Source organism: Aliiroseovarius halocynthiae, from assembly GCF_007004645.1.
GTDB classification, from domain to species: Bacteria; Pseudomonadota; Alphaproteobacteria; order Rhodobacterales; family Rhodobacteraceae; genus Aliiroseovarius; species Aliiroseovarius halocynthiae.
In genome coordinates this window covers 1344129-1369040 of the sequence record NZ_ML660019.1, presented here as the reverse complement: position 1 = coordinate 1369040, position 24912 = coordinate 1344129, and the positions used below count along the sequence as shown (strand labels likewise).

Below are 24912 nucleotides of genomic sequence, written 5' to 3'. Positions count from 1 at the left end.
CCGGATGAAGGTTATCATTTGTGGGGCTGGCCAGGTGGGCTGGCAAATCGCCCGCCATCTTTCAAATGAACAGAATGATGTGACCGTGGTCGATAATAATCCCGAGCTTGTGGCGCGGGCGACCGACACGTTGGATGTTCAGGGGATCGCGGGACATGCCTCGCACCCGGATGTGCTGGATCGTGCCAATGCGCGTGACGCGGATATGATCATCGCTGCGACCTATTCTGACGAGGTGAACATGGTCACCTGTCAGGTGGCGCATTCTGTTTTCTCGATCCCACGCAAGATCGCGCGGTTGCGTTCGCAAAGCTATCTGGATGCGATCTATGCGGATCTGTATCGGCGTGATCACCTGCCGATTGACGTGGTCATCAGCCCAGAACGCGAGGTCGCCGAGGCCGTCTTGAAACGCATTCAGGCGCCGTCGGCTTTTGACATCGAGAGCTTTCTGGGTGGACGGATGCAGCTGTTGGGCATCCAGCTGGGCGAAGATTGCCCCGTTTTGAATACGCCCCTGCGCCAGTTGACGGACCTGTTCTCGACCCTCAGCGCGATTGTCGTCGGCGTACGCCGCGAGAAGGGGCTTTTCGCACCCGAACCGGGCGATCAATTGTTCGCGGGCGATCAGATCTATGTGTTCACCCGCAGCGAGGACGTCACGCGCACGTTGGAAGTGTTCGGCAAATCGACCAAACGACAAGAGCGCGTCGTGATCCTTGGCGGCGGCAATGTTGGCTTGGCTGTTGCGCGCGAGCTTGAGACACGCACCGACCGGATTCGCGCCAAGGTGATCGAGCTGGATCGCGGCGTGGCCGAACGCGCTGCTGACACGCTGGAGCGCACAGTGGTGCTTCATGGCGACGGTATGAACCGTGAGCTTATGAAAGAAGCAGGCGTGCCCCGTGCGGACGCCATTCTGGCCGTGACGGATGATGACAAGGTGAACCTTCTGTCCTCGGTCCGGGCCAAGGCCGAAGGGTGTTCGATGTCTATCGCGCTGGTCAACGATCCGTCACTGGTCGGGCTGATGGAGCCGTTGAATATTGACGCCTATATCAACCCACGGACCCAAACGGTCAGCTCGATCCTGCGCCATATCCGGCACGGTAAAGTGCGCGAGGTCTATTCGCTTGGGGATGCCGAGGCAGAGGTGATCGAAGCACAAGTTCTGTCCACGTCACCGATTGCCGGGAAGGCCATTCGTGATGTGGATTTTCCGGAAGGTGTGCTGGTCGGTGCCGTGTTGAAGGGCGAAACTGTCGTCAAACCGACCGGGGCTGTGCGCATAGATGAAGGCGATGTCGTGACCTTGTTCTGCATGGCCGACGACGTGCCCGAGGTCGAGCGTCTGTTGCAGGTCTCGATCGACTTTTTCTAGGGCGTGCCATGCTGACCCAGATCACCAAATTGCCGCTGCTTGTGATCCTGATGGGGATCAGCGTGCTGGCAATGCTGCTGCCCGCCGGATTCGCCTGGACCGTGGCCGAGTATTATCAGGGGCGGGTGTTCCTGTATGGTGCTTTGCTGTTTGGGTTTCTGACCTTCTTTCTGGCGATTGCGATGGCGGATCAACCCAGATCCACAAGGCATCGGCGCCATTTGATGGCACTTCTGGGGCTGTTCGTGCTGTTGCCAGTGATGCTGGCTGTTCCTTTTCACCAAGCTTTGCGCACGACGACATTTCTGAACGCCTATGTCGAAATGGTATCGGCCCTGACAACCACAGGATTGACACTGTTTCCCGACCCCGACCGCCTGCCACTGTCGTTGCACCTGTGGCGGGCGTTGGTCGGCTGGATGGGTGGATTTTTCATCTGGGTTAGCGCGATTGCTATTCTGGCCCCTATGGCGCTTGGCGGATTCGAGGTCAGAACCCGGTTCGGAGTGCGCGCATCTGCGTTCGATGTGCGGTATGGGGCGGGCTATAGCCAGATTACGCGGGTGGCTGATTTCTCAGATCGTATTCGCACCTATGGCATACGGCTGTTGCCAATTTATACCGGCCTGACGGCGGCGCTTTGGGTCGGACTGGTCATCGCGGGCGAAAGCGCTTTTGTGGGCCTGTGCCACGCCATGTCGACACTGGCAACAAGCGGGATCTCTCCGGTTGGTGGGTTATCCGGCGGTGTCGCTGGCTTTGGCGGCGAAGTGATGATTGCTGCGTTCCTTATCTTTGCGATCTCGCGTCAAACATTTGCCAGCGACATGCAGTCCAGCGAGACGCCATCACTGTGGCGAGATCCCGAAATTCGACTTGCCGCTGTGATCGTTGTGTCATTGACCAGCTTTTTATTCCTGCGCCATTGGATCGGCGCCTACGAGGTAGACGAAGAACTGAACCTAACAGCAGGGCTGACTTCATTGTGGGGGTCGCTGTTTACCGTTTTGTCTTTTCTAACGACAGCCGGGTTTGAAAGTCAGGCATGGGAGGCTAGCCAGAATTGGTCAGGGCTCGACACTCCTGGCTTATTGCTCATGGGGTTGGCGATGCTTGGTGGGGGTGTTGCAACGACTGCTGGTGGGGCGAAACTGATGCGCGTCTATGCGCTTTACCTGCATGGTCTACGTGAGATGCAAAAGCTGGTGCATCCAAACTCGGTCGGCGGGGCAGGGACCGAGGCGCGCCACCTGCGTGGCCGTGGCGCCTATATGGCATGGGTGTTCTTCATGCTGATGGCAATGTCGGTCGCGCTGATCATGGGGCTGCTGGCCCTGACTGGACAGGATTTCGAAAGCGCGATGATCCTTGCCATTGCCACGCTGACAACAACAGGTCCCTTGGTTGAAATCGTCGCGGTCGAACCTCTGCCGGTCGTCGATCTGAACATGCCTGCCAAGCTTATTTTGACTGGGTCGATGATCCTGGGGCGTCTAGAAACGTTGGCGATTATTGCGTTGCTCAGCCCCGACATCTGGCGGCGATAAACAAGGCAGTTTTGGACCAAATTTCAGTTGTCTGTGGTTTACATGCCATACCTTCCAAATCTGCGGGCAATTTGGGGGTGGAAACCGTCAAAAGAGCAAGCCATAGTGACAATCAGGTGAAATTCCTGCCGTTTTCCGGCAGCACGAAACAAAAAAGGCAATAATAATGGCTGCGGATAAGCAAAACTTGCAAGATGCATTCCTGAACCATGTGCGCAAATCGAAAGTTCCGGTAACGATCTTTCTGATCAACGGCGTAAAGCTTCAGGGCGTGATTTCCTGGTTCGACAATTTCTGCGTCCTTCTGCGTCGCGATGGGCAGTCGCAGCTTGTGTACAAGCACGCGATTTCGACCATTATGCCGGGCCAACCGATCAATCTTTATGACGGCGAAGAAAGCTGACTGACCTCATTGAACAAGAGGAGAAGGCCACCCGCGCTTGGGTCCTTCACCCAGAACTGACCTCAGACCTCAACCGCCGGACCGCTGGTCCCGCGTTGGACGAAGCTGTGTCTTTGGCCGCGGCGCTTCCGCATCTCGAGGTAGCGGGATCAGAAATTGTGCGTTTGCGCGACCCGCATCCTGGTAAGCTGTTTTCCAAAGGTAAGCTTGATGACCTGAGCCAACGACTTAAGCTGGCCGAGGTGGATCTTGTGCTGATTGATGGGCCTGTCAGCCCGGTTCAGCAGCGCAATCTGGAAAAGGAATGGAACGTCAAGATTCTGGACCGGACGGGCTTGATCCTCGAGATTTTCTCGGACCGTGCGCGCACCCGCGAAGGTGTGTTACAGGTCGAAATGGCCGCGCTGTCCTATCAGCGCACACGTCTGGTGCGGGCGTGGACCCACCTTGAACGTCAGCGTGGCGGGCTTGGCTTTGTCGGTGGTCCTGGTGAAACCCAGATCGAGGCTGACCGCCGCGCCATTGATGATCACATGAACCGTCTGCGCAAGCAGTTGGAAAAGGTCGTAAAAACCCGCGAGCTGCACCGCGCCGCCCGCGCCAAGGTACCGTTCCCGATTGTTGCGCTTGTTGGCTATACCAATGCTGGAAAATCTACGCTGTTCAACCGGATGACCGGGGCGAAGGTGCTGGCGAAAGACATGCTGTTCGCGACGCTCGATCCGACCATGCGGCAAATCGAACTGCCCGCTTTGGGCAAAACACCGGGGCAGGGTGGTGGCCGCAAGGTTATTCTGTCGGACACAGTGGGATTTATCTCGGATCTTCCAACGCAGTTGGTTGCCGCCTTCCGCGCCACGTTGGAAGAGGTGTTGGCCGCCGATTTGATCCTGCATGTGCGCGACATCAGCCATGAAGGCACAGATGAGCAAGCGCAGGATGTAGCGACCATTATGGCTGAACTTGGCGTGAATGAAGAAACGCCGCAGTTAGAGATCTGGAACAAACTCGATCTGTTAGACGACGATGACGCTGACGCACGCCGCAAGGAAGCATCACGCTCGGATCACATTCTGACACTGTCGGCCATCACCGGCGAGGGTTTTGATGATTTGGTTTCGGCCATCGATGCGGCCCTTGATGAGCCGCGCCGGACGGAGGTTCTGCAACTGGCCTTCTCCGAGGGTAAGAAACGCGCTTGGCTTTTCGAAAAAGGTATCGTCGAAGACGAAGAGCCAGGGGAAGAAGGGTGGAGCGTCACCGTGACCTGGACCGAGCGGCAGTCGGCTGAATACGCGGCGATTTAGATCCTCTAGCCAAACGTGAGAAGACCACCCCGAAGGGTGGTCTTCATGGCCTTGAGTGGCGGCCATCATCGCCCAAGTGTTGGGGTACGCTAGATGGCGTTGTGGACGACGATCTGCTGGAACGGAATCTCGATCCCGTCTTTCTTGAACTGTTCATAGATCGCTTGGGGCAGGCTGTATTTTACGTCGAAGTAATGTTCGCCTTCGGTAAAGGGGCGGACCAAAAGGTCTACGGATGACGCGTTCAGCGTCTCGACCTCGACGAAAGGGGCGGGATCAGCCAACACATGTTTGTTTGCTTTCAGAACCTTAGCGATCGAGGCTTTGACCTTTTTGATGTCGCTTCCATAGGCCACGGATGCCGTCAGATCCACCCCACGGATCGCGTGGTGCGAGTGGTTGATGATCTTGGCACCCCAGATCTCGGAGTTCGGAATAATGATGTGCTGATTGTCGAATGTGATCATGTCCGTGGTGAACAGCGTGATTGCGTCCACCTTGCCGAACGTACCCGCAGCGTCGACGAAATCACCAACTTTAAACGGGCGAAACAAGATCAACATAATTCCTGCCGCAAGGCTTGAAAGTGTGCCCTGCAGGGCCAGCCCAACGGCCAGACCCGCCGCGCCCAGAATGGCGACAAGCGATGTGGTCTGGATGCCAAAGCGATCCAGAACCATAAGGCCCGCGAAGGCCAAAACCGCATACCGGGCGATCGACCCCAGAAAATGGAACAGAGTCTCGTCCAGCGCTTCATGGCTGCGGCCAAAGCTGATAATCAGCCGCTTCACCAAACTTGCCAGCCAATACGCCGCAATTGCGATGGCGACGACATATACGACGTTCAGTGTGTTGGCCTGTAGCCAACTCATTCCTTGCGAGACGTTATCCATGACATCCCCCCATTCGCGTTTGTTGATCAGTTGGGCTGATGTAACGAAGGGGGTAGGACAAGAATAAGGGGAAAAGAACGCCGCAATTACCCATACGGGTTGGGCTGGGATCGATCTGCGTTCGAGTTGTTCTTGCAACAAAGGCGCTGCGTTAGCGGCGTTTACAGCATGGGCCGTGCATGTGCCCCATAGACGTCATGTACATCTTGCCTGCCGTTCAGGGTCTGCGAAAGGCGCGGGAATATCTCGTATACTTGACGGCGCAGGCGCGGAGTGAGCATACGAAGCGCTTGATTTCCGGGGAAATAGCTTTCCGAAGCGACGCCATTGGCAAAAATGACTTCATGGTTTTCGAAAAGGATATGGAAATAGGTGACCTCTCGTACCCCATTGGCTATGCGCATTCTGCTGCCGGTTTTTTTGGTCATTCGGATGGCTCTCACCAAACGGCTTTGATCACTGTCGAGAATTGCGTGCTGTCGCGACACCAGTGTTCGTCTTGTCGCGCCAAGAACACCTTCTGGAATGAGGATAGGGCGCAACTTGGGAACCAATTTCAGAAGATTTCGATGAACGGGTTGCCCACCAATCCAGAGGATTCTTTGCGGGCCATTATCTGCTGTGGTGACCCAATCCCCTTTTTTCAGGGTTTCAATTGGGCGCTCCCCAGCTGGCGTCTGAATGAAAGTTCCGTTGGTAAAGCATACCACTTGCGAGTTCGCGATATTGAAGAAGCCGTTTCCGTCTTCTGTCGTATTTGCATCAATGGACCCGTCGTTATCATAGTCGATATCCGTGTGGTGATCGAAGACCATATTCGGGGTGTTCGCAACGTTGCTGCCGGGTGCCACGAAAATGGTATTCAGCGAGGGCGCATTGGGATCAGATGAGACAAGCACGTTCGCGTTGAAGCGAACATAGCTGTCACCGATGCCATCGACTGATGACTGAACGTTTGCCCATTGTCCGGGGTTTTGCGGGTTATACGTATAGGTCGCATTTCCCGCGTTATAATCGGCGACAGACGCATATACTGTAACTTTGACGAACTTGGTTTGGCCATCAAACTCGCCCGAGGGAAGGACATCCTGAACTTCGAACTCGACCAGATACTCATCAGGAAAGATCTGTTGACCGCCTTGGACGGTCATCTGACCTGCGCCATCTTGTCCCCCGCTGCTGTTCGAAGAAACGTTTGGGTTACTAAGAATGTCTGAGCCGTTAGCGATAAACGTTGCCATAATTACCTCACTTTGCAGGTGCAGAAAAAATAGCTTTCCACTATGATCGGTCAACGTTGCCCTAGCGTAAACTTCCTCAGAAACAACTTGGGATAGGGCGAGTACCAAGCCGAGGTTTGATTGCTATATCTAAACGGGTGTTTTCTGACGGCCCAAATCCCTAATTTATTGGAATCAGGTGCGTTATCCCAACGGCTGCCGCTCGCGCCAATTCAGGATCCAGTGACATTGGGGTGAATTCTCCACGGCGCCAAAGCTCTCCTAAATCGTCGTAGTGACGTGACAGGGGGTGGCCGGATTGCCCGGTCGAGATCACGAAAAGCGAGCTGTCCGGATCCGAGAAATCATAGATCCCGCGATAGGCTGCGCCATGTACGTTCTGAAAAGGGTTTTTGCCAACACCCGACGTCAAACCGCGTAGCAGGGTATTGTCACCGCCGGATGTTGATTGGCGGATATTCACGAACCATTTCAGAAACGGAACCTCGCCCAACGTTGCATGTTTGTGAACGGCCAGATGATAGTCCCCCCAGCGCAAGCTTTCCTGTTTGCCGCGTGCATTCTCGGACAACCACAAAAGCGCGTCGTCCAGCGCAACAAGTGCAATGTCAGAGCAGGTTTCGCGCGCAGCCGACTGGATGACGTCGCACCAAACCGATGCGGTATCTACATCACGATACACACGCTCGACAAAGACTGGGTCGACATGTTTGAAAGCCGTGGCGAGCGGTCCTAACTCGTCGCGGATCAGTCGGCTTTGAAGCGCGCGCATCCATGCAGAATAGATCAGGGGTTCGGGCATATGCTCGTTCATCTCGCCATTCCAGTTGGCAAGCAATGTTAGCGCATCTTGGCGATTTCGATCTTGCGTGCCGGCGGGCGCGGCCTCGCCAGTGAACCAAAGATCTGCAGCCACCAGCGGCAATAACGTACGCGCGGTCACCGAGACGGTATCCAGCTGTGCTTCGATGAAGCTATCGCGCGTGTGCACCTCGCGGGCTTGCATCAGGCGCTGCCAGCGTTGGATGCGCTGGCTGTCGCCCCAATTGAAGCTCATGTGCTCGGGGAAGGGGCGGTCGATGATCTTGTTGTTGGTGTTGCCGACAATCCCGCCCGTCGGCTGCACAAATTTGGGGTTCGCGCTATAGCTCAGCGGTGTGCCCCAAAGGTTTACTGCGTTCCAGGCCGGGCTTGGGATACGGCCCTGCGTTTGGTTGCGCGGATTGCGGCCGGGCATAACGCCGATCACCTTCATGGCAATCGAGTCTTTGTCGACCATGGTCAAGGTCTGGCTGGGGGCGACGTAATCGGCACCCGCTGCGATGCCTTCCATCACTGTTTTCGCACGCATCAAGCCGATGCCTGCGCTCATCGAGCGGTCCTTTTCGGTCAACAACGTCCAGGACAGCGACATCGCGTGGCCGACTGGCGTGATCAGGCCAAGATCATACATTTCAGGCGGAAGGATCGGACCGTTTGGTGTCCATTGCAGCGTCAGAGTAATCGGGGCCTCATCCTTGATGCGCACGATCGAGGCGCGTGTGGTGATCGGGGTGAAGCCATCAGGCGTGCGTATTTCGTCGGGATTGTCCGGGTTCAACTGTTCAAGATGCAAATCTTGATCGTCCAGATAGGATGAGGTGATGCCGTATCCGAAGCTGTCGCTCCGCCCGGCCAGGATCAGGGGCATTCCCGGGATGGTGCCACCAATGACGCCTCCGGTTTGCAATTCAAGCCGCGCCAGATACCAGATCGCGGGCGCCGAGAAACCCAGATGCGGGTCGTTTGCCAGAAGCGTGCCACCCGCAGCCGAGCGTGTGGGGGCTGCTGCCCATCCGTTCGACGCGCCTGCGAATCCACGACGTGGGCTGGGCCACATGGCGGGACGATCCTGTTCACCTAGGCTTGCGAATTGCGGGGCCGCTTGATCAAAGAATGATGCGTATTCGGGCAGCGCCGCAATACCATGCCCAGGCATGTCTGGCAGGATGTCGCGTACACGATCTTCAGGCAGTGTCAGGGACACGCGCGCGCGCAGAACCTCGTCTTCAAGATGGCCTGCCAATTGCAGGCCCATCAATTTCAGGATGGCTAGACTGTCGGCGGGTTGCCACGGCGAGATCTCGTTTGAAAACAAAAAGAATTCGGGGGCACCACGCCCCAGGGCCTCGGTATTCACGCGCGACAGATAGGCATTCACACCTGATGCATAGGCCTCTAGCGCCATCTTGGTGTCGTCATCTTGATACTCAAGCGACGCGCGCGCCAAATTGTACAGATCCAGCCGTCGCAGCAGCTCGTCCGTTTTCAACGTACGACGCCCGAAGACCTCGGACAGGCGGCCTTGGACGGTGCGGCGCATGATGATCATCTGCCACAGCCGGTCCTGCGCATGCGCATAGCCAAGACCGAAGAATACATCGCTATCATTCTCGCCCAGAATATGGGGGATATTGGCGTTGTTGCGCACAATTTCGACGGGGGCAGTGATGCCGGGTGTTTCGCGTGTGACGTCATAGTCAGGCAGAGATTGCGAGGCCAGATAATAGACCATCCCCGACAGCAGGACCGCTATCACCACCAAGGCGGCGATGCCGCGGATCATCCACAGAATAATTCTGCCCATACTCAATCCCAGATTCTGTCTATATGCCTGAAACGCTGGTTGAACTTACCTACGTGAGCGGTAACTACTGTGAACTGAACGGGAATTCAACGAAAGGGTCTTGGTATGACAAAATGTGCGTTTTTGGGCTTAGGCGTGATGGGATATCCCATGGCGGGCCATCTTGTGGCGCAAGGGCATGATGTCACGGTGTATAATCGTACCGCCACTAAGGCCCAGGCGTGGGCGAACGCGCATGGCGGCAAGTGGGCTGTCACCCCACGCGAAGCCGCAGAAGGTGCGGATTTTGTGATGGCCTGTGTCGGCAACGATGACGATCTGCGGTCTGTCGTTCTGGGCGCGGATGGCGCGCTGGCTGGCATGCGTGAAGGCGCGATCTTTGTCGATCACACGACGGTTTCGGCTGCTGTGACGCGCGAACTGTATGATCAGGCGAAAGCCGCAGGTGTCTCGTTCGTGGATGCACCGGTGTCCGGCGGTCAGGCTGGTGCTGAAAACGGAGTTCTGTCTGTCATGTGTGGCGGGGACCCGGACGCGTATCTGTCCGCTGAGACGATCATGCAATGCTACGGTCGAACGGTGAAGCGCCTTGGAGACAGCGGTGCAGGGCAGCTGACCAAGATGGTCAACCAGATCTGTATCGCAGGGCTTGTACAGGGCTTGTCAGAAGGGCTGCACTTCGCCGAGAAGGCCGGTCTGGATATTCGCGAGGTGGTCGACGTGATCCAGGGCGGTGCCGCAGGCAGTTGGCAGATGGTCAATCGGCACCAGACCATGGCAGACGACCATTTCGACCACGGGTTCGCTGTGGACTGGATGCGCAAGGATCTGGGTATCTGTCTGGAAACTGCCAATGAAAACGGTGTCAGCCTTCCGACAACAGCGCTGATCGATCAATTTTACAAGGACGTGCAAAAGCTGGGCGGCGGGCGTTGGGATACCTCTAGCCTGATCAAGCGGTTGCGCGCCTTGGACTAAACGAAAAAGGGCGGCTTCAAGCCGCCCTTTGCAAGTTTGACGACCTAAGTTGATTTAGGGGATGATCCGCGAATATTTCGCGCCCTCGATAGCGGCACCAGCAATAAGACCCGTCTGACCGAACACCACAGCAACAACCGGCGAGGTCGTGGTGATGGTATCTGCAGTCAAGCGGTCGCCTTCGTTCTGGAAGGCGTATTTCACATCGGCTGACGCAACCCATCCGGCATTTGAGCGGAAACCCTGCAAAGCATTGTTCGTCATAAAGAACAGTACATGTGCATATTGCTGAGCGCCGATTTGCAGACCCGCACTGGCTTGTGTCAGCGAGTAGTAATCGACAGTAACGTCGTTGATGCGCAGCGCGCCACGTCCATAAGCGCCGCCAAATCCGAAGCCAGCCTCTGTCACCAAGGGCATGACCAGTTGACCATTGGACTTTTCAGCCAATTGCCGTGTGCCTGGATAACGGTCGTACAGATAGCTTAGGGTACTGTTTACGCGCGCGTCGATCTTCGCGCCACCACTCGATCCAATGCTGTTGTCACAGGCGGCAAGCGCCACGCTTGCGCCGCCAACGCCGACCAGAAAACCGCGGCGAGAAAGAATTGAGTTTTGCATGTCTTTGCCTTTGTGCCTCATGCTGGGACGCTATGCCACAAACGGGGAGCGACCGGGTTGCTCGAACGCAGATCTATGTCCGCCTAGCACAAAATATAGCGGAGTGTGCAGGCGGTGTCACCAATAAGTATGTGCGCCCGCAAAAATTCGCCTGAGGCATGAGATTGGTTAGTTTCCAGCCAGAATCCGCGCCATACGCGGGGCGAAATAGGTCAGAATTCCGTCACAACCTGCGCGTTTGAATGCCATCAGACTTTCGGCCATCACCTTATCGCCGTCCAACCAGCCGTTTTGCGCAGCGGCCATCATCATCGCGTATTCACCCGAGACCTGATAAGCGAAGGTTGGCACGCCAAAACTGTCCTTCACTCGACGACAGATATCCAGATAGGGCATGCCGGGCTTCACCATGATCATATCAGCGCCCTCGCGCAGATCGCGCTCGACCAGGCGCATGGCTTCGTCGCTGTTGGCCGGATCCATTTGATAGGTTTTCTTATCACCTTTCAAGGCGCTAGACGCCCCAACTGCATCACGGAACGGGCCATAGAAAGCGCTGGCATATTTGGCGGTATAGCTCATGATGGTCACGTTGTGATGCCCAGCGGCCTCGATCGCGGTGCGGATCGCGCCGATGCGGCCATCCATCATGTCCGACGGCCCAAGGATATCAGCGCCCGCTTCAGCCTGCGCCAGTGCCATTTTGACCAATGCCGCTACCGTTTCGTCATTTACAATCTCGTCGTTGCGAACAATTCCGTCATGGCCATTGGCGTTGTAGGGGTCCAGCGCAATGTCGGTCATCACAGCAATATCGGGAACTTCCGCCTTGATCGCACGAATGGCGCGGTTCGACAGGTTGTCAGGGTTCCACGCCTCTTCACAGCGTTCGGTCTTCAGTGCGAGGTCAGTATATGGAAATATGCAAATCGCAGGGATATCCAGTGCGCGTGCCTCTTTTGCGGCCTTTACCACCAGATCCACCGATCTCCGCACGACTCCGGGCATCGACGGGATCTCTTGGGCAACATTCTCGCCTTCAACCACGAAAACCGGCCAGATCAGATCGGCCACGGTCAGCGTATTCTCCCGCACAAGATCACGCAACGCGCCGGATGACTTTGTGCGGCGCAGGCGCATTGCGGGGAAGGGGGCGATGGTGTTGGGCTGAGGGGTGCGGCTCACGTGGCTCTCCTGTGCAGCTGCCAATTGGGGCATGCGGGCTAAACATCTATCTGAGCTTAAGTGCCACGTGAGGCGTATCATCACAAGTCTGCAATTTGTCCGGATTTCCTGTGATACCGTCTGGCATCCAGTTTGCCCCGGCGTTAGGGTGAGCCACATTTCGCAATGATGAAGGACCGCCGTTTGGATCTCTACGCAACTGTTTTTGAAGTAATTGATATGCGGTCTTTTTCCAACCTGTGGTATTGGATAGCGCTTGCCGTGGCTTGGTCGATTGCAAGCCACTGGGTATTGGGGGTTCCTTACGATTTGGTGCACCGCGCAGCAAGGCATGAAGGGCAGGCACAAGAGGATCTCGAGGCGATCGCTCGGGTGAGTTGCAACCGTTTGCTGTCTCTGTCCGAGCAATCTGGAATCGGGTTGATTGCCACGACATCTGCTCTGCTTACGTCTTTAGGAATCTTGGGGTTCTGGTATGGGATGGAATTCGCGCAGGCGGTGTTTCTTCTTCTTCTTCCGATGATCCTTGTTGCGTTTCTGTCCGTGCGTACAGCGGGTAGAATCCGTAGTGCAGATCTTAAGGGGAAAGAACTCCGGGATCGCCTGGGCCGTCACCGTCTGGCAATCCAGATCATCGGTATGATCTCGATTGCGGTAACATCGACTTGGGGGATGTTTCACATTCTTAGCTACGGCGTCCTTCGATAGCCTGACCAGCCCTTGCACCGCCTTAACCGCACGGATACATCCGCCGCATGAATAAACTTGTTCTTTCTGGCGCCCCCGAGGGCTTTGACGCGACACTTTTGGTGAAAGAGCTGGACCGTGCGGGTGGACCGGTGGTGCATGTGGCGCGGGATGAAAAGCGGCTGGCATCCATGCAGGCTGCGTTGCAGTTCTTTGCGCCGGATGTGGTCTGTATCAGCTTTCCCGGATGGGATTGTCTTCCCTTTGATCGTCTGTCGCCCAATGCCGATGTGTCGGCGGCACGTATGGCCACACTGGCAGGGCTTGCCACGGGGCAGATTTCTGGTCGGTTCGTGCTTCTGACGACGCTAAACGCGGTCACGCAGCGCTTGCCTGCCCGGTCAACATTGGCGCAAGCCAGCTTTGTTGCGCAGGTGGATCAGCTGCTTGATGTTGATGCGCTGCGTGCGTTTCTTGTGCGTATGGGGTTTGCGCAGTCGCCGACGGTGATGGAACCCGGTGATTTCGCTGTGCGGGGGGGGATCATTGACATCTTCCCGCCGGGTGAAAGCGGCCCGGTTCGTTTGGACCTGTTTGGCGACGTTCTGGACGGCGTGCGCCGATTTGATCCCGCCACGCAGCGTACGACGGAAAGCCTGAAAGGGATCGAGCTGGCTCCGGTCTCTGAGGTCATTTTGGATGAAACCGCCATCACGCGCTTCCGGCAAAACTATCGGATCGAGTTTGGCGCCGCTGGTTCAGATGATCCCCTTTACGAAGCCGTCTCGGCCGGGCGGAAACATCAAGGGATCGAGCATTGGCTTCCGTTCTTTCACGAAGAACTGGAAACGCTCTTTGATTATGTGCCTGACGCGTCCGTCATGTTGGATGATGGGCTGGACCCGGCGCGTCTGGCGCGATGGGACGCGATCACCGATCAATATGAGACCCGCAAGATCGCGATGAATGCGAAAAACCGAATGGACAGCGTTTATAAACCCTGTCCGCCGGATTTGCTTTATCTGGATGATCCTGCATGGGCGACGGCATTAGACGGGCGGCGTGTCGTCCAGCTGTCCGCGCTGCCCCAACCCACAGGTGCAGGCGCTATCGACGGAGGTGGGCGCATTGGGCGCAATTTTGCCCCCGAGCGCCAGCAAGAGAATATAAACCTTTTCAAATCACTAGCGGATCATATTGAGGCAAAGCGCGATGCCCCGGTGATCGTCGCCTCATACTCGGAAGGCGCGCGCGAGCGTCTGCAGGGTCTGTTGTCAGATGAAGGCGTGATCACAAGTGATGTGATCACAAATTATCGCGACGTGCCGGATGACAGCTCTGGCATCTATTTGGCGGTTTGGGCGCTGGAACATGGGTTCGAGGGGCCGGGCCTGACCGTGATCTCAGAACAAGACGTTCTGGGGGATCGCCTGATCCGCGCGCCCAAACGGAAACGCCGCGCTGAGAACTTTCTGACCGAAGCGCAAAGCCTATCGCCGGGTGACCTGATCGTTCATGTCGATCACGGCGTTGGCAAGTATAACGGGCTGGAAACTGTCACCGCGATGGGTGCTCCGCATGAATGTCTGGCACTGGAGTATGCAGGCGGGGATCGCCTGTTCGTCCCCGTTGAAAACATCGAGCTGCTGTCGAAGTTTGGGGCCGATACAGGTCTTCTGGACAAGCTGGGTGGCGGGGCATGGCAGGCCAAGAAAGCCAAGCTGAAAGAACGCATCCGCGAGATCGCGGATAAACTGATCCGTTTGGCTGCTGAACGCGAGCTGCGCAAAGCGCCGCTGCTGGAAGCCCCGCATCATGCGTGGGAGGAGTTCTCGGCCCGTTTTCCGTATCAGGAAACCGATGATCAATTGTCTGCCATTGAAGACGTGATCGAGGATCTGGGCTCGGGTCGACCAATGGATCGTCTGATTTGCGGTGATGTGGGCTTTGGAAAAACCGAAGTTGCAATGCGTGCGGCTTTCGTCGCGGCCATGTCCGGCCAGCAGGTCGCGGTGATCGCGCCAACAACGCTGCTGGCACGCCAGCATTTCAAAAGCTTCTCGGAACGGTTCCGGGGCTTTCCGATTAATGTCGGGCAGCTATCGCGTTTTGTTGGGCAGGCCGAAACCAAGCGTACACGGGATGGCATGTCACGCGGCACGATGGATATCGTCGTGGGTACTCATGCATTGCTCGCGAAAGATGTGCGGTTCGAGAACCTCGGCCTGCTGATTGTTGATGAAGAACAACGCTTTGGCGTTAGCCATAAAGAGCGCCTTAAGGAAATGCGTTCGGATGTGCATGTGCTGACGCTGTCGGCCACTCCGATCCCACGCACGTTGCAGATGTCTTTGTCCGGGGTGCGGGATCTGTCGATCATTGGCACGCCGCCTGTCGACCGCCTGTCGATCCGCACCTATGTGTCGGAATTTGATGGGGTGACCATCCGCGAGGCGTTGTTGCGCGAACACTATCGCGGCGGTCAAAGCTTCTATGTGGTTCCGCGCGTCAAAGACATCCCGGATATCGAGGCTTTCTTGAAAGATCAGGTGCCCGAGGTCAGCTTCGTCACCGCGCATGGCCAAATGGCCGCAGGCGAGCTGGATGACCGCATGAACGCCTTCTATGACGGCAAATATGACGTGCTGCTGGCAACAACCATCGTGGAAAGCGGCATTGATATTCCCACGGCCAACACGATGATCGTGCATCGCGCAGATATGTTCGGGTTGGCACAGCTTTACCAGATCCGCGGTCGGGTCGGGCGATCAAAGACGCGCGCCTATGCCTATTTGACGACCAAACCCCGCGTGCCGTTGACCCCAACAGCGCAAAAGCGTCTGCGCGTTCTGGGGTCTCTGGATACGCTTGGGGCAGGGTTCACGCTGGCAAGTCAGGACCTGGACATTCGCGGGGCGGGCAATCTTGTCGGGGAAGAGCAATCCGGCCAGATGCGCGAAGTGGGGTACGAGCTTTACCAGCAGATGCTGGAAGAGGCGATATCGAAGATCAAATCTGGACAGCTGGAAGGCCTGTCGGATGCGGACAGCAGCTGGGCACCGCAGATCAACCTTGGTGTTCCCGTATTGATCCCAGACACTTATGTGCCAGACCTTGATGTGCGATTGGGTCTGTATCGCCGCCTGTCGTCGCTGTCCAAGAAGGTCGAGCTAGAAGGGTTCGCCGCCGAGCTGATCGACCGTTTCGGCCCGCTTCCGAAAGAGGTAAACACCCTGATGCTGATCGTGCGCATCAAGGGCATGTGTAAACGCGCAGGCATTGCGAAACTGGATGGCGGTCCTAAGGGCGCAACCATCCAGTTCCATAACGACAAATTCGCGTCTCCGGTTGGGTTGGTCGAGTTCATTCAGGCCCAGAATGGGTTGGCAAAAGTCCGCGACAACAAGATCGTGGTGCGGCGCGACTGGCGCAAAACCTCGGACAAGATCAAAGGGGCCTTTGCCATCGCGCAGGATCTTGCAGTGAAGGTCAAAGAAGCCAAAGCGCGCGATAAAAGCCCCTGAGAACTCGGTTTCCGGCACACCGACAGAAAAAAATGATCCATGCTTTGTGATGCCCCGTAACAGGGGTATGTTGACACAAGAGTTGAATATTTCACGCCGGACTAGTCGGCGGCACGAAGGCTTCACGCTTTCCGAAAGGCATATTGTGTCGAAAGAAGAACAGGGGCTGTCGCAAGAAACCCAGTGGATGATCGCGGTGCGCGACAAAAGGGATAAAGCAGCGTTTGCGGCTTTATTTGACCATTTTGCGCCGCGCCTGAAAGGGTTTGTCATGCGCACCGGAACGTCTGCCGCACAAGCGGAAGAGGTCGTGCAGGATGTCATGTTAACAGTGTGGCGCCGGGCCGAGACGTTTGACCCGCACCGGGCGCAGGTGTCCGCCTGGATTTATCAGATCACGCGCAATCGCCAGATTGATGTGATGCGCAAGGAGAATCGCCCGGTTCCTGAGGCGCTGAAAGAAGAGCCGGGGTTAGAACCGGACGCAGGACAGATCATGGCCGTCGAACAAGAGGCCGGACTTCTGCGCAAAGCGCTGAGCACACTGAATTGCGATCAGCGTGCGATCATAGAAAAGGCCTATTTGGGCGAGTTGACACATCAAGAAATCAGCACTCAGACCGGGCTTCCATTGGGGACAATCAAATCCCGCATCCGACTGGGGTTGGAGCGGTTAAGACACGAGTTGAAGGATTTGAGCCGATGAGTGGTATCACCCATCACACACCAGACAGTATGCTTGCGGCTTATGCTGCGGGTACGTTGCCGCACCCGTTTGCAATTGTCGTTGCAGCTCACATCTCGATGTGCGCAACCTGTCGTGCAAGCCTCGAGGCACATCAAGCGGTTGGTGGGCTTGTGCTGGAAGACACGCAATGCACCGCGCTAACCGACGGGCTTAAGTCGGCGACTTTGGCGATGCTGGACGATGTTGTAATCCCCGATCCCGTATTCGAGGCCGATGGCATCTTTCCCGGACCGCTGGTGCAGGCGCTTAAGGGGCGTGCGCCACAGTGGAAGAAGCTTGGTATGGGGGTGCGTCAGGATATTATCCAGGCGGATCGTTCCGGATCTGTGCGGCTTTTGTATATCCCTCCCGGGCAAGCGGTGCCGGATCACGGTCATAATGGGCTTGAGCTGACATTGGTACTTCAGGGCAGCTTCCATGACGAAACCGGCACGTTTGGTGTGGGTGATCTTGAGGTGGCAGATGAAACGTTGGATCATACGCCGATCGCTGGGGGTGATATTCCCTGTATCTGTCTTGCAGCGACTGACGCGCCTTTGCGTTTTCATGCCTTAATACCCAGGCTTTTACAGCCGCTATTTCGAATTTGACAGGTACAGAAAATGACAGAAAAACCGCCACCTCGAGTGGCGGTTTTTTCATTTTAAACAGGACTTTAAGGATCACACTTAAACACGAAAGCGTGAGGATGTGAACCGCATGGTTAACGTCCGCGTATCCCTCATACGAACCAAGTTCAAACAAGGGAGAATTCGCAATGAAAACCGTTCTGAAAACCACACTGGCTGCTGCCGCACTTGTTGTATCTGCTGGGGTTTCTCATGCAAAAAACATCGTCGAAATTGCCGCCGGGGACGAGCGTTTTACCACGCTGGTTGCCGCCGTTCAGGCCGCTGGGTTGGCCGAAACACTGTCGGGACCGGGGCCTTTCACCGTCTATGCTCCTGTCAACGATGCCTTCGCCGCACTGCCTGATGGAACGGTTGAAACGCTTCTGAAGCCAGAAAACAAAGGGCAGCTGACCAATGTGTTGCTGTATCATGTGGACGACCGCAAATTGACAGCGGGTATGATCCCCGCAGGCTCTAACTATTTCAAACCGATCTTGGCCAGCGAACGTCTGTGCATCACCGCTGGGTCCGGTGGTGTGTCGATTGCAGACGGAACAGGTGAATCCGCGAACGTCATCATTGCCGATATCATGGCAGATAACGGTGTGATCCATGTTGTCGATAAGGTTCTGTTGCCCGGTAAACGCCCAGCATGTCACTGAGCCCCCCGGTGTTCGACGATCAGGTCGGGCACCACACCTGCGGCGCGGTTATCAATAGCCGCGCCGTTTTTTCGTGTCTTTGGGGTTATTGACCGCGATAGACAACAAAATCCGGCAAGTGCTGCACAAGGCGAATGACCCACGAAAAAGGGGCCGGGAAATCGGTGCGAAAGCGGCGTTTGCGCATTGCGGCCAGTACCTTATCCGCCGCGGCATCAGCCTCCATAAGCATTGGCATCTGAAAACTGTTCTTTTGCGTCAGGCGCGTTTTAATAAAGCCGGGATTGACGATACGTACAGCGACGCCCGAACCGCGCAGATCAAAGCGCATGGTTTCAGCCAAGCTGATAAGCGCGGATTTGCTGGCGCTATACCCGATCGAGGCCGGTAGACCGCGATATCCAGCCAAAGATCCGATCAGGGTGATGTCGCCCGATCCCTGCGCCAGAAAACGGGGCGTGACTTCGCCCAACACATGCAGCGCGCCTTTGAAATTCACATCCACCATGCGCAATGCGGCCTCTGTGTCCCAATCTGACGTATGCATCGGATCATAGGTGCCCGCGTTATAGATAACGCCATCGAGATGCGGGATCTTGGCTGCGGCTGCGCGCACGGAAGGTAAGTCAGTGACATCCAACGGCAGGGCGGTGGCATGTGTCAGTTCGCTTGCCAGCGCTTCAATTCGCTTTGCATTGCGAGCAGAAAGAATGACACGTGCGCCTTTTGCATCCAGCTTGCGAGCAATCTCGCGCCCTAAACCTTCGCTGGCACCGACCAGCCATAGGGTTTTTCCTGCAAATTTTCTCATTTTCCCGACGCATCCACGGTATGCCCGTCCGAGACCAGAGGCTCGGGGGCGGGTTGTTTTTTCAAGAAGGGCGCACGTTTCAGATACAGGATAGCTGCTTGCCAGTGGATCAGCGCAACCACACGCGCGGCGCCGAAAGGGCGGCGGGTGGCAGCCCACAGAAGCGATCCATTGGTGGCGGGTTTGCGAGGCCCCTGAAGGGTTGCCAATACGCCCTGACCCTTGTTCTCGTAAGAAATACGGATATTTACGCGAGTGTTTGAAAGTTCAAAGTTGAACAGGTAGCGCCCTTCGATTTTCTGGAAGGGCGAGACATGCATAAGTTTCTTGGCCTCAAGCTTGTCTGCTGGCTGGATCGGGCGGAAATCGGAATGTGCACAGAAATAGCAATGCCGCTGTCCAAAAGTGCTGTTCACTTCAGCGATGAATGCGCAGGGCTGATCGTCGATAACGGCAATCCAGAAACTGACCGGGTTGAAGTGAAACCATAGAAAGCTGGGCTGAGTGAGCAGATACAATGTGGCGCGTTCGACAGGGAACTGCCGCGCCGCCAGTTGGTCACGAAACCACACCACACCGTGACCATCGCCCCGCGCACCACCGTGGTGGCGAGACCGCAGAGACCATAGATTGAACCGATCCATGGACAACACAGCAGGGTGTGGGCCGGACAGGTCCGTCAGCACGAAATCAACACCATAGCGAAAGGCGTTTTTCAGATTGCCGAGACGGGCATGAAGGGTTGTGGCTTGAATGTGGTCTAGCATCTTAAGGGTATTACGCGCGTGCTGGTGGAATGGATCACCTTTTTCTCGAATTTAGCACGCGCGACGCATTACCGTCTTCAGAATAAATTTTCATGCAATGTGATCTGAACACGATCCGGCTGCGTAATCCCCCTAAGAAACACAAGAAAATGAGGTCTCAATGTTTGACCATGCTCAGGGAACACGCCAGAAAATTGCAGTTATTGGCGCAGGGATATCAGGCCTTTCTGCTGCCTATTATCTGACCCCGCACCATGACGTTACTTTGATCGAAGCGGCTCCGCGTTTGGGGGGGCATGCGCGCACTGTGCTGGCGGGGAAGCGTGGGGATCAGCCAGTGGATACGGGATTTATCGTCTTTAACTATGTGACGTATCCATATCTTACGCGCCTGTTTAACGAGCTTGATGTGCCGGTGACCAAAAGTGAGATGAGCTTTGGTGCCAGTATCGATGATGGCGCGTTGGAATACGGCCTGAACACGATCAGCGCCATCACAGCGCAGCGCCGTAATCTGCTGCGGCCGCGCTATTACAAGATGATCGCGGATATTCTGAAGTTTGGCAGAAATGCAGAAAGCACCGCCACATCGGACGACATGACCATCAGTGAACTGGTACATGAACTTCGGTTAAGCGATTGGTTTCGCAACAAGTATCTGATGCCTATGTGCGGTGCGATCTGGTCGACCCCGGTGGACAGTATCGACCAGTTCCCGGCAAAATCTCTGGTTCAGTTCTTCCGCAACCATGCGCTGTTGGCCGGCATGGGCGAGCATCAATGGTGGACCGTCAAAGGCGGTAGCATCGAATATGTCCGTCGGATCGAAACCGCCTTACGTGCACGCGGGTGTGACATCCGCATGGGATCTCCGGTCGACAACGTCACGCGATCGAAGGATGGCGTGACGGTCGCAATTCAAGGGCAGGGGGCCGAGACCTATGATCAAGTGATTTTTGCCTGTCATTCAGACCAAGCGCTGAAGATCCTTGGGACCGGTGCAACTATGGATGAAGAACGGGCCCTTGGTGCGATCCGGTATCAACCAAACAAAGCCGTGTTGCATTGCGATACCAGCCAGATGCCCAAGCGACGTAAAGCTTGGTCCAGTTGGTCCTATCGTTCGCAAAAAGGGGATATTGGCGTTACCTATTGGATGAACCGGTTGCAGAATATTCCAGATGACGACCCCATGTTCGTCACCTTGAACCCGTCGACCCCGATCACCTCGGACGCGATCTATGACGAGGTCGAATTTGATCATCCGATCTTCGACAAAGCAGCCCTTCGTGCGCAGCTGGCCATTCGCAAGATGCAGGGCCAAAACCGCACATGGTTTGCCGGCGCCTATAACCGCCACGGCTTTCACGAAGATGGCATTGCCAGCGCGATCCGCATAGTGCGCGCGTTGACTGACACACTACATATAGAAAGGACCGATCATGCGCCTTACGACCAAAGCCTTGAAACGCGAGTTCCTGTCAACATGCACGCGCCTGCATGACGGCCGCCTAACCCTGCGCACCCCCGAAGGCGAGACCTATCGCTTTGGCGATAAGGGGGATGAGGCTGAAATGGTGATCCGCGACTGGTCTGCGATCTCGGCGATGGCGGCGCATGGACAGGTCGGGCTGGGCGAAGCCTATGTTCAGGGTCTTTGGGATACGCCATCTGTCGAGGGTTTGATGGCCATGGCCATGAGGAACCGCGAGCATTTGGGCAGCTATGATCACGCAAGCCCTTTGAACAAAGCCAAGTTTCGTATGGTCGATACTATTTTGCGTGCGAATTCGCGGCGGGGATCGCGCAAGAACATCCGGTCGCATTATGATGTCGGGAACGAGTTCTATGCGTTGTGGCTGGACGAGGGGATGACCTATTCCTCGGGCCTGTTCAACAGCTCAGATGATGATCTAACCCGCGCGCAGTCCCGCAAGAATGCCCGCGCTCTGTCACGGTTGGGAAATGGATCGCGGGTTCTTGAGGTCGGCTGTGGTTGGGGCGGTTTCGCCGAGCACGCCGTGTCCGAAGGTCGGGATGTGACTGGCGTTACCATTTCGCGCAACCAGCACAGCTATGCTGAATGCCGCCTGGACGGGCGGGCCGATATTCAGTTGCGCGACTATCGCGATATTCAAGGGAAATACGACAATATCGTCTCGATCGAGATGATCGAGGCCGTGGGCGAACGATATTGGCCCAGTTATTTTCAAATGCTGAAAACTGCGCTGGCGGACGGTGGACGGGCGCTGGTGCAAGCCATTACCGTGCGCGATAGCTTTTTCCCGACCTATCAAACGTCGTCGGATTATATTCGGCAATATGTGTTTCCCGGCGGGATGCTGCTGTCTGATCAGGTGATCGCTGATCAGGCAAAGCGCGCGGGGCTTCGGGTACGTGACAACTTTGCTTTTGGTTTGGATTATGCCCGAACCTGTCGAATTTGGGCCGAACGGCTAGCCGCACAGCAAAAACGTATCCTGAGCATGGGATACGGCGAGAACTTCTTTCGCAACTGGCAATATTATCTAGAGATCTGTGCAGCGTCGTTCGCGGTCGGCCACACTAATGTCGTGCAGGTGGAGCTGGCTCATGCGTAACCTGCATCCCATAGGCAAGGGCGCATTGATGCCGCTGGCCATGCGGAAGATTGCGCTTGTGCTTTTGTTGGTCACAGCGCCGATTGCTGCCTGTGCGCAATCCGCGCCGCAACTTCCGGGGTCATCGTTGCGCGGCGAAGCCACGTTTCGCTATCTCGGATTTCCGCTGTACGATGCGCGTCTGTTTACACCGGGTGGGGCTGCGCTGGATTGGGCAAAGCCCTTCGCGCTTGAATTGCGATATCGCCGCAACCTGACCCAGTTCGATCTGGTGGAAAGCACGATGCGAGAGCTGAAGCGCACCGGCGGTGCGATTGATGTGCGCGATGGGTTGACCCGATGCTTCAAAGACGTCCGCAAGGGGGATCGTTTCACCGCTGTAGCCAAAGCCAAAAACACGATTGGGTTCTGGCTGAATGGCCAAGCAACCTGCACATTGGATCATCCCAATATCTCGCGCCGGTTTATGGAGATCTTTCTGGGTGAAAAAACCCGCTCGAAATCCTTCACCCGCGCATTGAAGGCCGGGTGATGCTGTACCCACGCGTCAGTCTTTACGCCATGATGCTGGCAGCGGCGGGGATACCACTTTACATCCATCTGCCGCGTTTTGCCTCGGTCGACTTGGGGATCGGATTGGGCACAATCGGCACGCTTCTTTTGGTGATCCGCGTCGTGGATTTCGCGCAGGATCCGCTTCTTGGCTGGGTCATTGATCGCTGGCCGCGTGCGCAGCTTGGCTTTGCGTTGATGGCCGCAGGTGGGTTGGCCGTTGGGTTCCCCGTTCTGTTCAACCTGTCCGCTGGGGCAGGGGGCTTGCCGGTTTTGGTTGGCATTCTTGTCTTGTTGTTCTCGGCCTATAGCCTTGGGTCCATTCTTCTATATGGGCGTAGCGCGACATTGGCCGCAGCACCGACGCCGTCCGAGTTGCTGCGCCTTGCAGCCTTCCGGGAAGGTGGGATGCTGGCAGGTGTCATCTTGGCCGCCATGGCACCAGCGATACTGGTGGGCTTGGGGGCTGGCGGGCAGGGATACGCGGCATATGGGCTGGCGCTTGGGGTGTTGGCGGTGGTGGCTGCTGTGCTGAGCTGGCCCATCTGGACGCGCCCGGTGGTTCCTGCGCAGCGCCCTTCGCTGCCCGCCCTTGGGCAGTCCGGCGCGGTTAGGCTGCTGCTGCTGGCATTGGTGAACAGCTTACCGGTCGCCATCACCTCGACGCTTTTTCTGTTTTTCGTCGAGGATCGAATGATGTTGAGCGGGCTTGCTGGCCCATTGCTGGTGCTATTTTTTCTCAGCGCAGGGCTTAGCGTGCCTGTATGGACGCGTCTTGCCCGCACGTTCGGTGGCAAACAGGTGCTGATGGTCGCCATGCCTCTGGCCATTCTGGGCTTCATAGGTGCCGCGCTGCTGTCACCCGGCAACGCGGTGGGGTTTGCACTGATCTGCATTGCGTCCGGCGCGGCATTAGGGGCGGATATGGTGGTCTTGCCTGCGCTTTTTTCGGTGGCACTGACACAGGCCGGGCTGCAAGCCTCGCTCGCATTCGGCATCTGGTCCTTTGCCGGAAAATTCGGGCTGGCGTTGGCTGCGTTTCTTGTGTTGCCGCTGCTGGAAATGCGGGGCTTTGTGCCCGGAGCGGAAAACTCGACCAGTGCGTTGTCCACCCTGACGCTGGCCTATGCGATCCTTCCCTGTCTGTTGAAACTTCTGGCCTTCGGCCTTGTCCTGACCCTTCCGTCAAAGGAACATTCCGTATGAAACTGCTAAGCACCGTTCTGATCCTGATCATCGTGGCGCTAATCTATAAAAGCTACTTCCTTAGCTTCCGCGCCCAGTCGCCAATCGATTATGCCGATACGGGCCCGAAAATTTCGTTGAAAGAGCACCTGTCCGGTACAATCCTGTCCGAAGGGCTGATTTATGGCCCAAACGGGCGCGTTACCAACAGCTTTGTTGCCCGGATGGAGGGGCAGTGGACGGGCGATACCGGCACGTTAAGCGAAGAGTTCACATACTCAAACGGTCGCCAACAAAGCCGTAAGTGGTTTTTGACCCAGACCAGCGATACGACCTTCATCGCAACAGCGGATGACATCGTGGGGCAAGCGACGGGAACCGTTTCAGGATCCACCATTCAGATGCATTACCGGATCGTCCTACCCGACGAGGCAGGGGGGCATCAGCTGGACGTAACCGATTGGCTTTACCTGACCGAAAGCGGCGTAATCCTGAACCGATCCGAACTGCGTAAATTCGGTCTAAAAGCTGCCGAACTTGTCGCGACAATGCGCCCACAAGAGGTGAATTGACCTGAAAGGAA

22 protein-coding genes are annotated in these 24912 nt (G+C 56.3%); 15 read left to right on the top strand and 7 right to left on the bottom strand.

Annotated features, from left to right (window positions below; translation table 11 throughout):
- Nucleotides 1-4 precede the first annotated feature (4 nt).
- From trkA to hflX, 4 genes are all read left to right on the top strand, one after another.
- Nucleotides 5-1381 carry a Trk system potassium transporter TrkA gene (trkA, locus tag FIL88_RS06795; RefSeq protein ID WP_142853010.1) on the top strand — a complete coding sequence of 459 codons (1377 nt, stop codon included), beginning with the start codon at nt 5-7 and terminating at the stop codon, nt 1379-1381.
- An 8-nt stretch (nt 1382-1389) separates the two neighbouring features.
- Nucleotides 1390-2928 carry a TrkH family potassium uptake protein gene (locus FIL88_RS06790; RefSeq protein ID WP_142853009.1) on the top strand — a complete coding sequence of 513 codons (1539 nt, stop codon included), beginning with the start codon at nt 1390-1392 and terminating at the stop codon, nt 2926-2928.
- A 166-nt stretch (nt 2929-3094) separates the two neighbouring features.
- Nucleotides 3095-3331 (top strand): RNA chaperone Hfq, encoded by a 237-nt coding sequence (hfq, locus tag FIL88_RS06785; protein ID WP_133488330.1) that lies wholly within the window; start codon nt 3095-3097, stop codon nt 3329-3331.
- Nucleotides 3332-3339: 8 nt separating this feature from the next.
- Complete coding sequence (gene hflX, locus FIL88_RS06780; protein WP_142853008.1) at nt 3340-4638, top strand: GTPase HflX; 1299 nt, start codon at nt 3340-3342, stop codon at nt 4636-4638.
- Between the two features lie 89 nt (nt 4639-4727).
- On the opposite strand, the gene FIL88_RS06775 is transcribed toward hflX, so the two are convergent.
- The 3 genes from FIL88_RS06775 to FIL88_RS06765 form a co-directional block, all read right to left on the bottom strand.
- A complete protein-coding gene (locus FIL88_RS06775) occupies nt 4728-5531 on the bottom strand; it encodes a mechanosensitive ion channel family protein (protein WP_142853007.1) in 804 nt (267 codons plus the stop codon).
- Nucleotides 5532-5692: 161 nt separating this feature from the next.
- Entirely contained in the window at nt 5693-6880 is a 1188-nt protein-coding gene (locus FIL88_RS06770) for a Hint domain-containing protein (RefSeq protein ID WP_221931127.1), read from the bottom strand.
- 52 nt (nt 6881-6932) lie between these two features.
- Nucleotides 6933-9398, bottom strand: a complete 2466-nt coding sequence (locus tag FIL88_RS06765; RefSeq protein ID WP_142853005.1) for a penicillin acylase family protein — start codon at nt 9396-9398, stop codon at nt 6933-6935.
- A 105-nt stretch (nt 9399-9503) separates the two neighbouring features.
- Between FIL88_RS06765 and FIL88_RS06760 the strand changes: the two genes are divergently transcribed.
- Nucleotides 9504-10376: an NAD(P)-dependent oxidoreductase gene (locus FIL88_RS06760; protein ID WP_142853004.1), complete on the top strand. Its 873-nt coding sequence runs from the start codon at nt 9504-9506 to the stop codon at nt 10374-10376.
- 54 nt (nt 10377-10430) lie between these two features.
- Here FIL88_RS06760 and FIL88_RS06755 read toward each other — a convergent pair whose 3' ends face one another.
- Both FIL88_RS06755 and hemB read right to left on the bottom strand, forming a co-directional pair.
- Nucleotides 10431-10997: a lipid-binding SYLF domain-containing protein gene (locus FIL88_RS06755; protein ID WP_142853003.1), complete on the bottom strand. Its 567-nt coding sequence runs from the start codon at nt 10995-10997 to the stop codon at nt 10431-10433.
- 168 nt (nt 10998-11165) lie between these two features.
- On the bottom strand, nt 11166-12137 hold the full coding sequence (gene hemB, locus FIL88_RS06750; protein WP_246066668.1) for a porphobilinogen synthase: 972 nt from the start codon (nt 12135-12137) through the stop codon (nt 11166-11168).
- Nucleotides 12138-12401: 264 nt separating this feature from the next.
- Between hemB and FIL88_RS06745 the strand changes: the two genes are divergently transcribed.
- The 5 genes from FIL88_RS06745 to FIL88_RS06725 all read left to right on the top strand — a co-directional run bounded on the left by FIL88_RS06745 (nt 12402) and on the right by FIL88_RS06725 (nt 18414).
- A complete protein-coding gene (locus FIL88_RS06745) occupies nt 12402-12890 on the top strand; it encodes a component of SufBCD complex (RefSeq protein WP_322788891.1) in 489 nt (162 codons plus the stop codon).
- Between the two features lie 47 nt (nt 12891-12937).
- Entirely contained in the window at nt 12938-16393 is a 3456-nt protein-coding gene (gene mfd, locus FIL88_RS06740; RefSeq protein WP_142853001.1) for a transcription-repair coupling factor, read from the top strand.
- A gap of 187 nt (nt 16394-16580) precedes the next feature.
- Nucleotides 16581-17099 (top strand): sigma-70 family RNA polymerase sigma factor, encoded by a 519-nt coding sequence (locus tag FIL88_RS06735; RefSeq protein ID WP_246066667.1) that lies wholly within the window; start codon nt 16581-16583, stop codon nt 17097-17099.
- On the top strand, nt 17096-17731 hold the full coding sequence (locus FIL88_RS06730; protein ID WP_142852999.1) for a ChrR family anti-sigma-E factor: 636 nt from the start codon (nt 17096-17098) through the stop codon (nt 17729-17731). Before FIL88_RS06735 ends, FIL88_RS06730 begins: the two co-directional genes overlap by 4 nt.
- A gap of 167 nt (nt 17732-17898) precedes the next feature.
- The gene (locus FIL88_RS06725) at nt 17899-18414 is read left to right on the top strand and encodes a fasciclin domain-containing protein (protein WP_142852998.1); all 516 of its coding nucleotides are present in this window, start codon (nt 17899-17901) and stop codon (nt 18412-18414) included.
- A gap of 85 nt (nt 18415-18499) precedes the next feature.
- Here the strand turns inward: FIL88_RS06725 and FIL88_RS06720 are convergent, their stop codons facing one another.
- Together FIL88_RS06720 and FIL88_RS06715 are read right to left on the bottom strand one after the other, a co-directional pair.
- Nucleotides 18500-19225 carry an SDR family NAD(P)-dependent oxidoreductase gene (locus FIL88_RS06720; protein ID WP_142852997.1) on the bottom strand — a complete coding sequence of 242 codons (726 nt, stop codon included), beginning with the start codon at nt 19223-19225 and terminating at the stop codon, nt 18500-18502.
- Nucleotides 19222-19992: a DUF1365 domain-containing protein gene (locus FIL88_RS06715; RefSeq protein WP_142852996.1), complete on the bottom strand. Its 771-nt coding sequence runs from the start codon at nt 19990-19992 to the stop codon at nt 19222-19224. Before FIL88_RS06715 ends, FIL88_RS06720 begins: the two co-directional genes overlap by 4 nt.
- A gap of 160 nt (nt 19993-20152) precedes the next feature.
- Here FIL88_RS06715 and FIL88_RS06710 point away from each other — a divergent pair, with 160 nt between their 5' ends.
- The 5 genes from FIL88_RS06710 to FIL88_RS06690 are packed head-to-tail and all read left to right on the top strand — an operon-like array spanning nt 20153 to nt 24901.
- Complete coding sequence (locus FIL88_RS06710; RefSeq protein ID WP_142852995.1) at nt 20153-21496, top strand: NAD(P)/FAD-dependent oxidoreductase; 1344 nt, start codon at nt 20153-20155, stop codon at nt 21494-21496.
- Entirely contained in the window at nt 21435-22592 is a 1158-nt protein-coding gene (locus tag FIL88_RS06705) for an SAM-dependent methyltransferase (protein ID WP_142852994.1), read from the top strand. Before FIL88_RS06710 ends, FIL88_RS06705 begins: the two co-directional genes overlap by 62 nt.
- Nucleotides 22585-23124 (top strand): hypothetical protein, encoded by a 540-nt coding sequence (locus tag FIL88_RS06700; protein WP_246066631.1) that lies wholly within the window; start codon nt 22585-22587, stop codon nt 23122-23124. Before FIL88_RS06705 ends, FIL88_RS06700 begins: the two co-directional genes overlap by 8 nt.
- Nucleotides 23124-24350 carry an MFS transporter gene (locus FIL88_RS06695; RefSeq protein ID WP_142852993.1) on the top strand — a complete coding sequence of 409 codons (1227 nt, stop codon included), beginning with the start codon at nt 23124-23126 and terminating at the stop codon, nt 24348-24350. The genes FIL88_RS06700 and FIL88_RS06695 overlap by 1 nt, the downstream gene beginning before the upstream one ends.
- Nucleotides 24347-24901: a DUF3833 domain-containing protein gene (locus tag FIL88_RS06690; protein ID WP_142852992.1), complete on the top strand. Its 555-nt coding sequence runs from the start codon at nt 24347-24349 to the stop codon at nt 24899-24901. Before FIL88_RS06695 ends, FIL88_RS06690 begins: the two co-directional genes overlap by 4 nt.
- The last annotated feature ends 11 nt before the right edge of the window (nt 24902-24912 follow it).

Excerpts from the sequence above, each read along its gene's own strand:
- trkA (WP_142853010.1), top strand. The coding sequence starts at position 5 with ATGAAGGTTATCATTTGTGGGGCTGGCCAGGTGGGCTGGCAAATCGCC.
- FIL88_RS06790 (WP_142853009.1), top strand. The coding sequence starts at position 1,390 with ATGCTGACCCAGATCACCAAATTGCCGCTGCTTGTGATCCTGATGGGG.
- hfq (WP_133488330.1), top strand. The coding sequence starts at position 3,095 with ATGGCTGCGGATAAGCAAAACTTGCAAGATGCATTCCTGAACCATGTG.
- FIL88_RS06775 (WP_142853007.1), bottom strand. The coding sequence starts at position 5,531 with ATGGATAACGTCTCGCAAGGAATGAGTTGGCTACAGGCCAACACACTG.
- FIL88_RS06765 (WP_142853005.1), bottom strand. The coding sequence starts at position 9,398 with ATGGGCAGAATTATTCTGTGGATGATCCGCGGCATCGCCGCCTTGGTG.
- FIL88_RS06760 (WP_142853004.1), top strand. The coding sequence starts at position 9,504 with ATGACAAAATGTGCGTTTTTGGGCTTAGGCGTGATGGGATATCCCATG.
- FIL88_RS06755 (WP_142853003.1), bottom strand. The coding sequence starts at position 10,997 with ATGCAAAACTCAATTCTTTCTCGCCGCGGTTTTCTGGTCGGCGTTGGC.
- hemB (WP_246066668.1), bottom strand. The coding sequence starts at position 12,137 with ATGCGCCTGCGCCGCACAAAGTCATCCGGCGCGTTGCGTGATCTTGTG.
- FIL88_RS06745 (WP_322788891.1), top strand. The coding sequence starts at position 12,402 with ATGCGGTCTTTTTCCAACCTGTGGTATTGGATAGCGCTTGCCGTGGCT.
- mfd (WP_142853001.1), top strand. The coding sequence starts at position 12,938 with ATGAATAAACTTGTTCTTTCTGGCGCCCCCGAGGGCTTTGACGCGACA.
- FIL88_RS06735 (WP_246066667.1), top strand. The coding sequence starts at position 16,581 with ATGATCGCGGTGCGCGACAAAAGGGATAAAGCAGCGTTTGCGGCTTTA.
- FIL88_RS06730 (WP_142852999.1), top strand. The coding sequence starts at position 17,096 with ATGAGTGGTATCACCCATCACACACCAGACAGTATGCTTGCGGCTTAT.
- FIL88_RS06725 (WP_142852998.1), top strand. The coding sequence starts at position 17,899 with ATGAAAACCGTTCTGAAAACCACACTGGCTGCTGCCGCACTTGTTGTA.
- FIL88_RS06720 (WP_142852997.1), bottom strand. The coding sequence starts at position 19,225 with ATGAGAAAATTTGCAGGAAAAACCCTATGGCTGGTCGGTGCCAGCGAA.
- FIL88_RS06715 (WP_142852996.1), bottom strand. The coding sequence starts at position 19,992 with ATGCTAGACCACATTCAAGCCACAACCCTTCATGCCCGTCTCGGCAAT.
- FIL88_RS06710 (WP_142852995.1), top strand. The coding sequence starts at position 20,153 with ATGTTTGACCATGCTCAGGGAACACGCCAGAAAATTGCAGTTATTGGC.
- FIL88_RS06705 (WP_142852994.1), top strand. The coding sequence starts at position 21,435 with ATGCGCCTTACGACCAAAGCCTTGAAACGCGAGTTCCTGTCAACATGC.
- FIL88_RS06700 (WP_246066631.1), top strand. The coding sequence starts at position 22,585 with ATGCGTAACCTGCATCCCATAGGCAAGGGCGCATTGATGCCGCTGGCC.
- FIL88_RS06695 (WP_142852993.1), top strand. The coding sequence starts at position 23,124 with ATGCTGTACCCACGCGTCAGTCTTTACGCCATGATGCTGGCAGCGGCG.
- FIL88_RS06690 (WP_142852992.1), top strand. The coding sequence starts at position 24,347 with ATGAAACTGCTAAGCACCGTTCTGATCCTGATCATCGTGGCGCTAATC.